This window comes from Pseudomonas sp. BS-2016 (genome assembly GCF_001806145.1).
Lineage (GTDB): Bacteria > Pseudomonadota > Gammaproteobacteria > Pseudomonadales > Pseudomonadaceae > Aquipseudomonas > Aquipseudomonas lundensis.
In genome coordinates, this window is sequence record NZ_MLCT01000015.1 from 494,074 (window position 1) to 508,382 (window position 14,309).

12 protein-coding genes are annotated in these 14,309 nt (G+C 59.2%); 5 read left to right on the plus strand and 7 right to left on the minus strand.

Annotated elements, in window-relative coordinates; translation table 11 throughout:
• Positions 1-212: 212 nt before the first annotated feature.
• Together BKD70_RS07715 and BKD70_RS07720 are read left to right on the plus strand one after the other, a co-directional pair.
• Positions 213-926: a LuxR family transcriptional regulator gene (locus BKD70_RS07715; protein WP_047273556.1), complete on the plus strand. Its 714-nt coding sequence runs from the start codon at positions 213-215 to the stop codon at positions 924-926.
• Between the two features lie 167 nt (positions 927-1,093).
• Positions 1,094-2,218 (plus strand): methyltransferase, encoded by a 1,125-nt coding sequence (locus BKD70_RS07720; RefSeq protein ID WP_047273555.1) that lies wholly within the window; start codon positions 1,094-1,096, stop codon positions 2,216-2,218.
• Between the two features lie 105 nt (positions 2,219-2,323).
• On the opposite strand, the gene BKD70_RS07725 is transcribed toward BKD70_RS07720, so the two are convergent.
• Genes BKD70_RS07725 through BKD70_RS07735 form a run of 3 tightly spaced genes read right to left on the minus strand, consistent with a single transcriptional unit; the run spans position 2,324 to position 5,000 of the window.
• On the minus strand, positions 2,324-2,491 hold the full coding sequence (locus BKD70_RS07725) for a DUF2474 domain-containing protein (RefSeq protein ID WP_047273554.1): 168 nt from the start codon (positions 2,489-2,491) through the stop codon (positions 2,324-2,326).
• A 58-nt stretch (positions 2,492-2,549) separates the two neighbouring features.
• Positions 2,550-3,557 carry a cytochrome d ubiquinol oxidase subunit II gene (gene cydB, locus BKD70_RS07730; protein ID WP_047273553.1) on the minus strand — a complete coding sequence of 336 codons (1,008 nt, stop codon included), beginning with the start codon at positions 3,555-3,557 and terminating at the stop codon, positions 2,550-2,552.
• A 3-nt stretch (positions 3,558-3,560) separates the two neighbouring features.
• Positions 3,561-5,000 carry a cytochrome ubiquinol oxidase subunit I gene (locus tag BKD70_RS07735; RefSeq protein ID WP_047273552.1) on the minus strand — a complete coding sequence of 480 codons (1,440 nt, stop codon included), beginning with the start codon at positions 4,998-5,000 and terminating at the stop codon, positions 3,561-3,563.
• Positions 5,001-5,410: 410 nt separating this feature from the next.
• Here BKD70_RS07735 and BKD70_RS07740 point away from each other — a divergent pair, with 410 nt between their 5' ends.
• Positions 5,411-6,637, plus strand: a complete 1,227-nt coding sequence (locus tag BKD70_RS07740) for an MFS transporter (protein ID WP_371913981.1) — start codon at positions 5,411-5,413, stop codon at positions 6,635-6,637.
• Positions 6,638-6,657: 20 nt separating this feature from the next.
• Here the strand turns inward: BKD70_RS07740 and BKD70_RS07745 are convergent, their stop codons facing one another.
• Positions 6,658-7,095 carry a DUF4879 domain-containing protein gene (locus tag BKD70_RS07745; protein WP_047273550.1) on the minus strand — a complete coding sequence of 146 codons (438 nt, stop codon included), beginning with the start codon at positions 7,093-7,095 and terminating at the stop codon, positions 6,658-6,660.
• 211 nt (positions 7,096-7,306) lie between these two features.
• Between BKD70_RS07745 and BKD70_RS07750 the strand changes: the two genes are divergently transcribed.
• Both BKD70_RS07750 and trmA read left to right on the plus strand, forming a co-directional pair.
• The gene (locus tag BKD70_RS07750) at positions 7,307-8,602 is read left to right on the plus strand and encodes an NCS2 family permease (RefSeq protein WP_047273549.1); all 1,296 of its coding nucleotides are present in this window, start codon (positions 7,307-7,309) and stop codon (positions 8,600-8,602) included.
• Positions 8,599-9,687 (plus strand): tRNA (uridine(54)-C5)-methyltransferase TrmA, encoded by a 1,089-nt coding sequence (gene trmA, locus BKD70_RS07755; RefSeq protein WP_047273548.1) that lies wholly within the window; start codon positions 8,599-8,601, stop codon positions 9,685-9,687. Before BKD70_RS07750 ends, trmA begins: the two co-directional genes overlap by 4 nt.
• A gap of 95 nt (positions 9,688-9,782) precedes the next feature.
• On the opposite strand, the gene BKD70_RS07760 is transcribed toward trmA, so the two are convergent.
• Genes BKD70_RS07760 through BKD70_RS07770 form a run of 3 tightly spaced genes read right to left on the minus strand, consistent with a single transcriptional unit; the run spans position 9,783 to position 14,184 of the window.
• A complete protein-coding gene (locus tag BKD70_RS07760) occupies positions 9,783-11,075 on the minus strand; it encodes a TolC family outer membrane protein (protein WP_047274263.1) in 1,293 nt (430 codons plus the stop codon).
• A 29-nt stretch (positions 11,076-11,104) separates the two neighbouring features.
• Positions 11,105-12,433, minus strand: a complete 1,329-nt coding sequence (locus tag BKD70_RS07765) for an HlyD family type I secretion periplasmic adaptor subunit (protein WP_047273547.1) — start codon at positions 12,431-12,433, stop codon at positions 11,105-11,107.
• On the minus strand, positions 12,430-14,184 hold the full coding sequence (locus tag BKD70_RS07770) for a type I secretion system permease/ATPase (protein WP_047273546.1): 1,755 nt from the start codon (positions 14,182-14,184) through the stop codon (positions 12,430-12,432). Before BKD70_RS07770 ends, BKD70_RS07765 begins: the two co-directional genes overlap by 4 nt.
• Positions 14,185-14,309: the final 125 nt, after the last annotated feature.

Here is a 14,309-nt window from a genome sequence, read left to right on the forward strand (position 1 = left end):
GTCAAAAAATACGCACACTCATAGCATGCATAGGGAAATCATATGAGCATGCACTTTGTATCGAATATCGATACTCGTGCTTTTGCACTAATTGCGGCAGTTAAACTTATTTTAGAAACACGACCAACTGCTTTGAATTTTCCTACAGATCTCAACTACTATGACAACGTTGTTCAAATTGGATCACATAACAAGGGGCAAAGGATCTCCTCATGAAGACCTATCAAATAGCCTACGAAAATCAGTGCATTAGCCATAAAACTGAAAGTCAGCTGATCGATTACACACTCAAAAAGATACATATGTATGGTTTTGAATACTTTCTGTTTCGGTTAATCCCCCGTTATGGAAATATCGTTACGCATAGTAAAACGCTGACTAACTATCCAAAAGAATTTATTGAACAGTACGAAAGCAATCATTATGTACAAAGAAACCCTATTGTCATCCATTGCCAGTTATCCATCTCGCCCATCATCTGGGACGAAGAGGTGTTTCATGACGTTCCCGAATTATGGGAGAGCACTCAAGCGTACGGTTTGAATCATGGATGGTCACAATCGGTGCACGACTCCAGGGGCGTTGTCAGCATTCTGAGTCTGGCCCGCTCAAACACGCCGCTCACGGAGCTCGAATTCGCCGAGAAGGCTGCTGATGTGCTGTGGCTGTGCAACCAACTGCACACGTCCATGACCGCGCGATATTTGCCCCGGCACGAGCCGCCCCCTCAAGCCAATCGCCTTTCTGCGCGTGAGTCCGAAGTCTTGAAGTGGACGGCGGAAGGCAAAACCGCTTTTGACATTGGCATGATCCTGAGCCTGACCACGCGGACGGTGAATTTCCATATCAGCAGTGCCATCCGCAAAATGGGCGCGAACAATAAAACGTCAGCCGTGGTCATCGCGACCAAGTCGGGCTTGTTATAGCCAAACGCCTGAGTGGCTCACATCCATCCCTTCACCTGATAAACGCGTCAGGTAATCCCCTGCAAAAAAAAGTAAAATCGCGCACACCTGTAAACCCCACGGACGCCAGTGTTGATTCTTGCCCTCAAGGCACAGACGCCACTGTCGATTCCCCAGAGTTTGTTCAAATGCCTGTGCTCGACACCCCGTTCGCCCAACTCCACTTGATCCGCCAGCCTGAACAACAGAATGAGCCGCTTCAGGCCTTCGATGCTGCGGACGAGTATTTACTCAATCACCTGGCCGAACAGAATCTGCCCAAAGGCAGCCGTGTCCTGGTGCTCAATGACAGTTTTGGTGCGCTGGCTATCAGCCTGGTCGGCTCGATGCATGTCACCAGCAGCAGCGACTCGTTTCTGGCTATCAAGGCCCTGGAAAAAAACCTCACCCGTCATCAGTGTGCATTCGATGCCGTGACCGTCATTGCTGCGAGCCAGCCTCTGATCGGGCCGTTTGATTGCGTTTTAGTCAAAGTGCCGAAAACCCTGGCGCTGCTCGAAGAACAACTGATCCGTTTGCAAGGCCAACTGGCGCCGGGCGCCCAGGTGATTGCGGGCGCCATGATCAAACACTTGCCCCGCGCCGCCGGCGATCTGTTGGAACGCTTTATCGGGCCGGTACAGGCCTCATTGGCCGTGAAAAAAGCACGATTGCTGAGCGCGACAGTGGAAGACAAAGAGCCTTTCACCTCACCTTATCCGACCCGCTACCGGCTCGATGAGCCCGCCATCGAGTTAATCAACCACGCCAACGTCTTCTGCCGCGAGGGCCTGGACATCGGCACGCGGGCGTTTCTGCCGCATCTGCCCAAAAATCTGGGGGCTGCGCGGGTGGCGGATCTTGGGTGTGGCAATGGCGTTCTGGCGATTGCCAGTGCGCTGAGTAACCCGGATGCGCATTACACCTTGGTCGATGAATCGTTTATGGCGGTGCAGTCGGCACGTGAAAACTGGCAGGCGGCACTGGGTGATCGCGAGGTTGTCGTGCGGGCGGATGACGGCCTGGCTGGCCAGGCGCCGCAATCACTGGACGTGGTGCTGTGTAATCCGCCATTCCATCAACAGCAGGTCGTGGGCGACTTTCTGGCCTGGCGCATGTTCAATCAGGCCCGCGATGCACTGGTGGTGGGGGGTGCGCTGTACATCGTCGGCAATCGCCATTTGGGCTACCACAGCAAGTTGGCGAAACTGTTTCGGGGTGTCGAACAAGTGGCCGCGACGCCCAAGTTCGTCATTCTCAAAGCGCGCAAGTAAAGCGTCCTGCGATCACGGACTGCGGGTATAGCAAGGCGTGTGCATAGATAAAAAAACCCGCCGAGGCGGGTTTTTATCTGTACTGCAAGGCAACGGGATGGGAATTCAGTGGCTTTTCATCCCGGCCGCCGACATAAACAGGCGTACCAGCATGGCAAACACCGCCAGGCTCGCCACACTGGCGGTCCAGATCACCAGCAACCAGCCAATGCGTTGCCACAGCGGCTTCTTCTCGCACTCTTGCACGTCGTTCAGATAATCTTTTCCAGCCATGTTCAGCACTCCTCTGCAGGCAATGGCTGCGACCCTCAGGCCGCAGCGGCCCATGCGACTAGTGGTAACCGTCTTCGTGGGTCACCTTGCCGCGGAACACGTAGTAGCTCCAGTAGGTGTAACCCAGAATAAACGGAATGATGAACAGGGTTCCGACCAGCATAAAACCCTGACTTTGCGGCGGCGCCGCTGCATCCCAGATCGAAATCGCAGGCGGGACGATGTTTGGCCACAGGCTGATACCCAGCCCGCTGTAACCCAGGAAAATCAGCACCAGGGTCAACAGGAACGGGGTGTAGTGGGCATTACGGGCGATCGCTTTGAGCAATGCGTACATGGTCACCAGTACCAGAATCGGCACGGGCAGGAACCAGAACAGATTAGGCAACGTGAACCAGCGAGCCGCGATGTCGGAATGCGCCAGCGGTGTCCACAGGCTCACAACCCCCATCAGGACCAATACCGCCAATGCCAGAGGGCGACCCAACTTGTGCATGCGCTCTTGCAGGTGGCCTTCGGTTTTCATGATCAGCCAGGTGCAACCGAGCAAGGCATACGCCACGATCAGCGCAATCCCGCAGAACACGGTGAACGGCGAGAGCCAGTCCAGTCCGCCGCCAGCGTACTGACGATTGACCACCGGGATGCCATCAATGAACGCCCCCAGCGCGACACCCTGGAAGAACGTCGCCGCAATCGAGCCTCCGATGAACGCCTTGTCCCAAATGTGGCGCTTCTCGGCGCGGGCCTTAAAGCGGAACTCAAAGGCCACGCCGCGAAAGATCAGGCCGATGAGCATGAATATGAGTGGCAGGTACAGCGCCGACAACACCACCGAGTACGCCAGCGGGAAAGCGCCATACAACGCGGCCCCGCCCAGTACCAGCCAGGTTTCGTTACCGTCCCATACGGGCGCAACCGTGTTCATCATCACATCGCGGTCTTTCTCGCCCTTGATGAACGGGAAGAGGATGCCGATCCCGAGGTCGAAGCCATCCATGACCACATACATCATGATCCCGAAGATGATGATGATTGCCCAGATAAGTGGCAGATCAATACCCATGACTCAATTCCCCTTGTTCAGGCTGTCGCTGTGACCTTCTTCTGTGCCTTCATGGGCAGCAGACAAAGGACGGGCAGGCGTGCGTTGCTGACCTGGACCACCGGACGGGTGTTCGTCGCCTTCGTGAGTCACCGGGCCCTTGCGCACCAGACGCATCATGTAACCCAGCCCTACCCCGAACAGTGAGAAGTAGACCAGCACGAACATGATCAGGGTGATGCTCATCTGCGTGACACTGTGATTGGACGACGCATCGGCGGTGCGCATCAGCCCGTAAACCACCCACGGCTGACGCCCCACTTCCGTGGTGAACCAGCCTGCCAGGATCGCGATCAGACCGGACGGCCCCATCCACAACACCAGACGCAGGAACAAGCGGTTTTCGTAAAGGGTGCCGCGCTTGCGTAACCAGACACTCCACAGACCGATGAAGATCATGATCATCCCCAACGCAACCATGATGCGGAAGGTGAAGAACACAATGGTCGAGTTCGGACGGTCAGCGGCCGGGTAATCCTTCATGGCCGGGATCTGTTTATCCAGGCTGTGCGTGAGGATCAGGCTGCCCAGGTACGGCACTTCGATCTTGTAGTCGGTGGTTTCGGTTTTCATGTTCGGGATGCCGAACAGAATCAGCGGAGTTGGCTCACCGGGTTTGTTTTCCCAGTGACCTTCAATCGCCGCGATCTTCACGGGTTGATACTCCAGGGTATTCAAGCCATGGGCATCGCCGATCAGGGCTTGAACCGGTGCAACCACCAGCGCCATCCACATGGCCATGGAGAACATCCGGCGAATGGCCGGTGTATTACGGCCGCGCAACAGGTGCCAGGCCGCTGAGGCCCCGACAAAGAACGCTGTCGCCACAAAGGCTGCGGTGGCCATGTGTGCCAGACGGTACGGGAACGACGGGTTGAAAATGACCGCCAGCCAGTCAACCGGGATCACGCGGCCGTCGATGATTTCGTAACCCTGCGGCGTTTGCATCCAGCTGTTGGAGGCCAGAATCCAGAAGGTCGAAACCAGTGTCCCGAGGGCCACCATCGCGGTTGAGAAGAAGTGCATGCCGCGACCCACGCGGTTCCAGCCAAACAGCATGACGCCCAAAAAGCCCGCTTCAAGGAAGAAGGCCGTGAGCACTTCGTACGTCAGCAGCGGCCCGGTGACAGACCCCGCAAAGTCGGAAAACTGCGACCAGTTCGTGCCGAACTGATACGCCATGACCAGACCGGAAACCACGCCCATACCAAAGTTGACAGCGAAAATCTTCGACCAAAAGTGATACAGATCGCGGTACGTGTCGTCACGGGTTTTCAGCCACATGCCTTCGAGCACCATCAGATAACTGGCGAGACCGATGGTAATGGCGGGGAAAATAATGTGAAACGATACGGTAAACGCAAACTGAATTCGGGCGAGATCTAAAGCCTCCAAACCGAACATAAGCTTTCCTCTATCAGGTATCAGGTCGTTCAGAACACAGGCACGGCGCCCGTATCCAACTGTCCCGCAGGCCTGGGCCAGTGCGAATCGGTGTTCGCTCTTTCAACCAAGGCACGAAGGGGATCTGGCCGGCTGGCCATTCCAGATAAAACGCGAGGTGTTTTGATCTGGATCAAGCATTGCTGAAAGAGTAGTCCATTCTGGTCGAGCGGCTAATGTGGTTTGTTGTCGCGTGACATGATGTCCCAGGCCCCGGAATAGACCGTTGCAAGAAGTGCAGGTAATCGCTGGAACACGGTTTATGAGCGCCCGTTGGTCAGCTTTTCCGCGCACTACTTCGCGTCATCACTTGTTACAGATTAATGATAATCTCGCGCTCTCCCCTGCCCGCACCAACGGCCCTCTTCTTGATGACTACCCCGCCTTTATTGCTGCGCCATCACCGACCGTTTGTCGCCTTTTGGTTTGCCCGCATCTTTACCGCCAGTGCGTTTCAAATGCTGACCGTGGCCATTGGCTGGAACCTCTATCAATTGACGGGCAACGTCATGGACCTGGGCTGGGTCGGGCTTATCGAATTTGCCCCACGCGTGATGTTCATGCTACACACCGGGCACGTGGCCGATCGCTATGACCGCCGCAAAGTGGCGGCGCTGTGCCAAACCGTACAGGCCATGATTGCACTGACACTGGCCATCAGCAGCGCAAGCGATCACGTGACGCGGGAGATGATCTTCCTGCTGGCGTTTCTATTGGGCAGCGCGCGCTCTTTCGAAATGCCCAGCACGCAAGCCCTGTTGCCTTCGATCGTACCGGTCAGTCTGTTCCCCCGCGCCGTGGCCGCTGCCCAAGCGGCGCAGCAATCGGCCACCATTATTGCCCCGGCATTTGGCGGTTTGCTCTACGCCTTTGGCAGTGTCTGGGTGTATGGCCCCTCCGTTGCGCTGTACCTGATTGCCGCGCTGTTGATGAGCAACCTGCCTGCACGGCAAGCGGCACTGAACAAAGGCAAGGCCACGCTGGACTCGCTATTGGGCGGCATTCGCTTCATCCGCCGTCACCCGGACGTGCTGGGCGCGATCTCACTGGATTTATGTGCCGTGCTACTGGGCGGCGCAACGGCGCTCTTGCCGGTATTTGCCAAAGACATCCTGCTCACCGGCCCGTGGGGCCTGGGCATGTTGCGCTCGGCACCGGCAGTGGGTGCGCTGATGATGTCATTGTGGCTGGCCCGGTTCCCGGTAGAACGCAAGGTCGGCCGCATCATGTTTACGGCCGTGGGCGTGTTCGGTGTCGCCACCATTGCGTTCGGGCTGTCGACATCCTTCTGGTTCTCAATGGCAGTCCTGGTCGTGCTCGGCGCGGCGGACATGATCAGCATGGTGATTCGCGCGTCGTTCGTGCAACTGCAAACCCCGGATGAAATGCGCGGCCGCGTCAGCGCCGTCAATGGCCTGTTCATCGGTGCATCTAACCAGTTGGGTGAGTTCGAATCGGGCGCGACAGCTCATTGGCTGGGCACCGTGCCCGCAGTGGTAATGGGCGGGGTCGGAACGCTGGTCATCACCGGGCTGTGGATAAAATTGTTCCCGGGTCTGGCCAGACGCGACCGCATGCTGGAAGAAAAAGCCCCGTAGTCGCGGCGTTTGGGGCACACCTACTTTATATAGAGGCGCGCACTGAGCCGGTTATGCGGCGGCACCAGCGAGGTGTTAGCAAACTCGAACCAGCCGCCATCGGTGTTACTCAAGGTGAACGTATACAGGTAGCCCACCGTGGTCCCTGCACCGTTGCAGGTCACGAGCCCCTCGCCCTGGTTACACACCGGAGTGCGTGTGCCATCGACCTCATGGCCATTGAACGTTACCCACGGCTGATGACCGCCATAGCCCCGCTCCAGCACATGCACGCGGATGTTGGCGCCATGGTGCGTGCGATGGGTGGTGTCCGTGCCGCGCACTTCCTCTGCAGCGCCCGATTTAGACACCACCTGCAAAATCTCGACCCCGCTCAAGGGCAGCGCTGGCGCCGCCTGCAGACCTGCACTGAGGAACAGGCTCAAACAAGCCAAAACAGCGTTGATGGTGCGCGTCATAAGTCCCCCGAAAAACTGGCACACAGTATGCCTGTCCCCCAGTCGTTACAAAACATCGCCGCTCAACCAAACCAAAGCAGCCATCCGCTGAAGCTGCTGGTATGATGCGCGGCTTTTTCCGACAGACAGAAAATCTTCAGGCGCTACAAGTCTGTGCTTTGCTGTTGAAAACGATTTAATAACGGCGCCTGGGGGCGCCACGGGGACTGGCATGCTGGAAAGGCTGTTTCAACTCAAGGCACACAACACCAACGTGCGGACCGAGATTCTTGCGGGTATCACCACGTTTCTGGCCATGGCCTACATCCTGTTCGTAAACCCGAGCATCCTCGGTGAGACCGGCATGGATAAAGGCGCCGTGTTTGTCGCGACCTGTCTGGCGGCAGCCATCGGTTCGGCCATCATGGGCCTCATCGCCAACTACCCGATCGCACTGGCGCCGGGCATGGGGCTGAACGCCTTCTTCACCTACACCGTGGTCCTGCACATGGGGCACACCTGGCAGGTCGCACTGGGTGCCGTCTTCATTTCTGCCGTGCTGTTCTTCCTGTTGTCGATCTTTCGCATCCGCGAATGGATCATCAACAGCATTCCGCTGCCCCTGCGCTCGGCGATTGCTGCCGGCATCGGCCTGTTTCTGGCACTGATCGCACTGGGTAACGCGGGCATCGTAGTGGCCAACCAGGCCACGCTGGTCGGCATGGGCGATCTGACGCAACCCAAAGTCGTCCTGGCCTCCCTGGGCTTTGCCGTGATCGTGGCACTCGAAGCCCTGAAGGTCCGTGGCGCCGTGCTGATCGGGATTCTGGGCGTGACCGTCGCGTCCATCCTGATGGGCGTGACCGAGTTCGGTGGCGTGATGTCGATGCCGCCTTCGCTGGCCCCGACCTTCCTGCAACTGGACATCAAAGGCGCACTGGACATCGGGCTGATCAGCGTGATTTTTGCCTTCCTGTTCGTCGACCTCTTTGACAACTCGGGCACCCTGATCGGCGTTGCCAAACGCGCCGGCCTGATGGGCAAAGACGGCCACATGCCAAAAATGGGCCGTGCCCTGATTGCTGACAGCACCGCGGCCATGGCCGGTTCGTTGCTCGGTACTTCGACCACCACCAGCTACATCGAGTCGGCAGCGGGCGTGAGCGCCGGTGGCCGTACCGGCCTGACCGCCATCGTGGTCGGCATCATGTTCCTGCTGGCGCTGTTCTTCTCGCCCCTGGCGGCCAGCGTACCGGCCTTCGCCACCGCGCCAGCCCTGATGTTCGTGGCGGTACTGATGATGAGTGGCCTGGCCGAAATCGAATGGGACGACGTAACCGTTGCCGCACCGGTGGTCATCACCGCGCTGGCGATGCCGTTCACGTACTCCATCGCCAACGGCATTGCCTTCGGCTTCATTTCCTGGACCGTGATCAAGTTGCTGTCGGGCCGCGCACGCGAACTGAATGCACCGTTGATCATTCTGTCGGTCCTGTTCGTGGTCAAGTTGGGTTGGTTTTACGCATGAGTGCCTTGCCGTTTGATTCTGCAACCTATGCCGTCGAACTGGAGGCCAAGGCCAATCGTCTGCGTGAGTTACTCGCGCCGTTCGACGCGCCACAGCCTCAGGTCTTCGACTCGCCGATGGAACACTTCCGCCTGCGCGCCGAATTCCGCCTGTGGCGCGAAGCGGGCGAGCGTCACTACGCGATGTTTTCCCCGCAAGACAAGCGCACGCCGATCCTGATCGACACCTTCCCGATTGCCAGCCTGCGCATCAATCAATTGATGCCGCAGCTCAAGGCTGCCTGGAAAGCCAGCGCCGCGTTGAGCCACAAACTGTTTCAAGTCGAGTTCCAGACCACGTTAGCCGGCGATGCGATGGTTACCTTGTGCTACCACCGTCCGCTGGACGAGCACTGGCAGAACGCCGCCGAACAGTTGGCCAAAGACCTCGACATCAGCGTGATTGGCCGCTCCAAAGGCAAACGTGTGGTGATCGGTCGCGATCATGTGGTGGAGAAACTCGACGTGGCAGGCCGCACGTTCAGTTATCAACAGCCCGAAGGCGCGTTCACCCAGCCCAACGGCACCGTCAACCAGAAGATGCTCAACTGGGCTTACGAAGCGCTGGGCGAGCGTTCGGACGACTTGCTGGAACTGTATTGCGGCAATGGCAACTTCACCCTGCCGTTGGCGACCCGCGTGCGCAAAGTGCTGGCCACTGAAATCAGCAAGACCTCGGTGTATGCCGCGCTCAACAACCTGCGCGACAACGCTGTGGATAACGTCACGCTGGTCAGGTTGTCGGCTGAAGAATTGACCGAGGCGCTGAACGAAGTGCGTCCGTTCCGCCGCTTGCAGGGCATTGACCTGAAAAGCTACGACTTCGGCAGCGTATTCGTTGACCCGCCGCGTGCCGGCATGGACCCGGACACCTGCGAACTCACCCGCCGCTTCGATAACATTCTGTACATCTCGTGCAACCCGCTGACCCTGGCCGAGAACATCGCCCAACTGCACGACACCCACCGCATCGAGCGTTGCGCGGTGTTTGACCAGTTCCCGTGGACCCACCACATGGAATCGGGTGTGCTGCTGGTTCGCCGGTAACCCCCAAAAACCACAGCCCTGCGCGCCTCGTCGGTGACTACTTTGCAACCTGTAGTCACCGACGAGGCGCGAGGCAGCGTCAAGGGTTGGCGTTTTCAGGGTTGAAAATACCCGGCCATCTGCTGCAAATCCCCTTCATTCAATAGTCCGGCGTAATACTTGAGTTGCACCCGCGCCAGCAAATAAGCGTAACGCGCCTGCGCCAAATCCCGCTTCGCACTGAACAACTGCTGCTCTGCGTCCAATACGTCCAGATTGACCCGCTCCCCGCCCCGTACGCTTTTTTGCGTCGCTTGCACCAGGGCACTGGCGGAGTCCACTGCCATTTCATATGCCTGCACCTTGGCCGCCGCGCTGTTGTTAAGGTTGAACTGTTTGCGCAGGTCAACCAGCGTGGCCGCGGTCTGTGCGTCCAGTTCGTACTGCGCCTGAGACAATTGCCGCGCCGCCTGACGCGTGGAAGCCGACACCGAGCCCCCTGCAAACAACGGCACACGTAGCTGAATGCCTACGCTGTTGGTGTCGTATTTCTGGTTATAGGTACTTTCTGAATCGGAGCTGGACTGCCGGCTGCTGGCATACAGGCTGAGTGTGGGCAGATGACCGGCCCGCTTGCGCTCCACTTCGTACTCGGCCGATGTCAGTGCATGATGTTGCGACGCCAGTTCAGGGTTATTGGCCAATGCCAGTTCGCGCCAGTTTTCAAAACGTTGGGGCTCCAGTGGCGGGACAGTGAAAGGCGCCACCAGCGGGTCGAGGTCTTCAACCTGCAACGGGTTACCCAACATCGCTTCCAATTCACGCAACGCAGCGTCCTGATCGTCCTGCGCTTCGATTTCTTGCGCCACGGCCATGCTCAGGCGCGCGCGGGTTTCCAGCACATCGGTGCGCGTTCCTTCGCCGCCTTTGAGCAAACGCTGGTTCAGTTGCAGGCGCTCGGCATAGGCGCGCTTTTGCGCACGGCTCAACTCAATATGCTCGCGGGCCAACAGCGCCTGGCTGTAGGCACTTAGCACGCGAACCAACAGGTATTGGCTTTTGCTGCGAAAGCGCTCATCCGCGAACAACGCTTGCGCCGCACCTTGTCGGAATCGGGCATAGGCTTCGTAGTCCAGCAACGGCTGCTGCAAGGTCAGGGTCGACGCATAACTGCGGTAGTCACGGTCAGTGCGCATGTCAGCCTGGGTGACCTGCGAAGCATTACGCGAGTTGTTGTAGTTCCACGACAACGTCGGCAATAACGCTGAGCGACCCAGGGCGCGGTTTTCCTCCCCCGCTGCCCGTTCTTCAATGGCCGCCTGAAACGTCGGATCGTTACGCACGGCCAAGTCATACGCCTGGAGCAACCCCAACGCGTGCGCCGAGGGCATCGAACAGCCGCAGGCCATGACCACCGCGTAAAAAAGTCGGCGCACGCTCATTCCTCCACCAGCGCCATGTGGGTGCGGTCGAGCAAGGGCTTGAACACGTAGTTGAGCAGCGAACGCTCGCCCGTGCGCACGAACGCTTCCACCGGCATGCCCGGACGGATCTGCAAACCGGCCAGCTGCTTGAGCCCGGCTTCGCTGACTTGGGCACGAAGCGTGTAATACGGTTCGTCAGTACGTTGATCCACCTGGCGATCCGCCGACACCAGCGTCACCTCACCCGCCACCCGGGGCGTGGTGCTCTGGCTGAAAGCCGAGAACATCAGTTCAACCGGCAACCCGGCATGCACCTTGTCAGCCAGTTCAACGGGCACTCGCGCCTCCACCAGCAAGGGCTCGCCTTGCGGGACGATTTCCATCAACGCCTGACCGGGCTTGATAACGCCACCTTCGGTGAACACGTCCAGCCCCACCACAATGCCCGACGCAGGCGCACGCAGCTGACTGTTGGCCAGTTCGAACTCTGCCGAGGCCAGCCGGTGACGCAGGTCTTCTGAACGCACCCGGGTCTCGGCCAATTGTGTGCGGACTTCCTTTTGATACTCCTCGGCCAACTGACGCACTTTCAGACGCATCTCTTGCACGTGTCGCTGTAACTGCCCGCTGCGCCCGTAGTCTTCGCTGATCGACCCCAGCACTTGGGCATACACGCGCTCACTGTCCAGCAGCCGGTTGCGTGGGATGTAACCGTCGCGGGCCAGTTCACGCAGGCCTTCCAGCTGTTCAGTCAGGGCCGTGCGTTGCAGGATTTTATTGGCCTGGGAATCACGCACCCCACGCAGTTGCGCCTCGGCGCCTGCGATGCTTTCACCGATGCCCTGCTGATCCAGCAGCAATGCCTGACGTCGGCTATGGAATAACTGCGCTTGCAACGCCAGATTGGGCGCCACCTCGGGCTCATCCTGGTGGGCCAGCAGTTCGGGCGGGAAGCTCACGTGTGTGGCGCCATCGGCCTCGGCATTGAGCCGTGCTTCGCTGGCCAGCGACGCATAAAACTGGCTACGCAACGACTGCGCCTGCCCCCGCAGAGGCGTCTCCTTGAGGCGAATCAGCACCTGCCCGGCCGTCACGCTGTCACCTTCGCGCACGTCAATGCGCGCCACAATTCCGCCGCTGGGGTGTTGCACCACTTTGCGGTGCCCCGAGACCATGACGTTGCCTGAGACGGCTATGCCTTTATCGAGAGGCGCCAGCGCGGCCCAACCGAGAAAACCGAGAAAACCGCCGAGCATCAACAGCCACCCCAACCGCGCGTAGCGGCGGTCATCCAGTTGCAGGACGTTACGGTCGTCCAGCGCTTTAACGTTCGTAAAACTCATGCCTTGCCCGCCTCTACCACACCGAGGCGGTAGCTCACGTTCATGGCCGGTTTCGCAGGGCGCGCTTGCCCCGAAGCCGGTGCCGCCAGCACGCTGGCGGTCGGTCCGAACGCTTGCAGTTGCCCGTCACGCAAGATCAGCAGTTGATCGGTGAGGGTCAGCACATTGGGCTTGTGGGTAATCAAGATCAGCGTTCGCTTCAGGGTTTTCAGCCGGGTAATCGCCTGCAACAACGCCTGCTCTCCCGCGTCGTCCAGATTGGAATTGGGCTCGTCGAGGACGATCACGGCGGGCAAGCCGTACACGGCACGCGCCAGCCCGATGCGTTGCTTTTGACCACCGGACAACCCCGCGCCGCTGTCGCCCAGCACGGTGTCGTACCCCTGTGGCAATTGCAGGATCAGTTCATGGACGCCCGCCATTTGCGCAGCGGCCAGCACCTTGTCGGCATTGACCTCTGCAAAGCGTGCGATGTTGTGCGCGATGGTCCCTGCAAACAGTTGAATGTCCTGAGGCAAATAGCCCAGATGCGGGCCGAGTTGGTGTTTGTCCCACTGCGACAAGTCCGCGCCGTCCAGCCGTACCTTGCCCGTGACGGGCTGCCAGACCCCCACCAGCAATCGCGCCAGGGTGGACTTGCCGCAGCCTGAAGGGCCGATGACGCCCAGCACTTGACCGGCGGGCAACGCGAAACTCAGGTTGGCCAACGTGGCGCGCCGGGTGCCCGGTGCGCAGGCGCCCAGTTGCTCGACGGACAATTCACCTGTGGGCGCAGGCAATGCCATCCGACGCGGGCGCGGCGGATAGGCCTGCAACAACGCCTCCAGACGTTGATAGGCCAAACGGGCGGACGACCACTGCTTCCAGACGCCAATCAACTGATCAATCGGGCTGAGCACGCGCCCCATCAGGATCGACCCTGCAATCATCATCCCCGCCGTGATCTGCCCCTGCACGGCCAACCATGCCCCGAGCCCCAGCACCAGCGATTGCAGGGCCAGGCGCACACCTTTGGACCAGGCGCTGACGGTGGCGGTTTTTTCACTGGCCAGGTTTTGTTGCGTCAAAAACGCGGTGTGCTGTGCCAGCCAACGCTCGCGCAGGGTGTCGAGCATGCCCATGGCCTCGATCGTTTCGCTGTTGCGCAGGTGAGCGCTGGCCTGCTGCGTGGCCTCCACCGACCATTCGCTTGCGGCTTTTAAAGGGCCGTGCGAAACCCGCTGGTTGATCCATGCCAATAGCATCAGCACCACGGCCCCGCCCAAGGCCAAAAGCCCCAGCCACGGGCTGAACATGAAGATGACAAACAGATACACGGGGAACCACGGCGCATCGAAAAACGCGAACAGCGCATTGCCGGTCGCAAACTGACGCAAGCGGGTGAGGTCACTCAGCGCCTGCCCGGCGGCGGGGCTGGCGGTGCGTAATTGCGCTTCAAATGCCGCGTCATACACCCGCTGATTCAGGCGCATGTCCATTTGCGTGCCGAGGCGGATGACCACCTGGCTGCGCACCCACTCCAACGCGCCCATCAGGGCGAACAGCCCGAGGATCATCAGCGTCAGCATTAACAGGGTCATGAGATTGCCCGATGCCAGCACCCGGTCGTACACCTGCAACATATACAGCGCGGGGGCCAGCATCAGTAAATTGATGACGGCCGAGAACAGGCCGATGTTGAAAAAAGCACGCTTGTAGGCCGTCAAGGCAGCCAGCATCTCGTTGGCGACGTGGGCATTGTGCCGGGTCATGAAGCGATTCCGTGAGCGATGAACCAACAAAACCGCGCACGCTGGGGGGAGCATGCGCGGCACAACGGCGTCCTGTCAGCCGTCAACCGTCAACCGTCAACCGTGGCGACAGGACAAGACGGGGT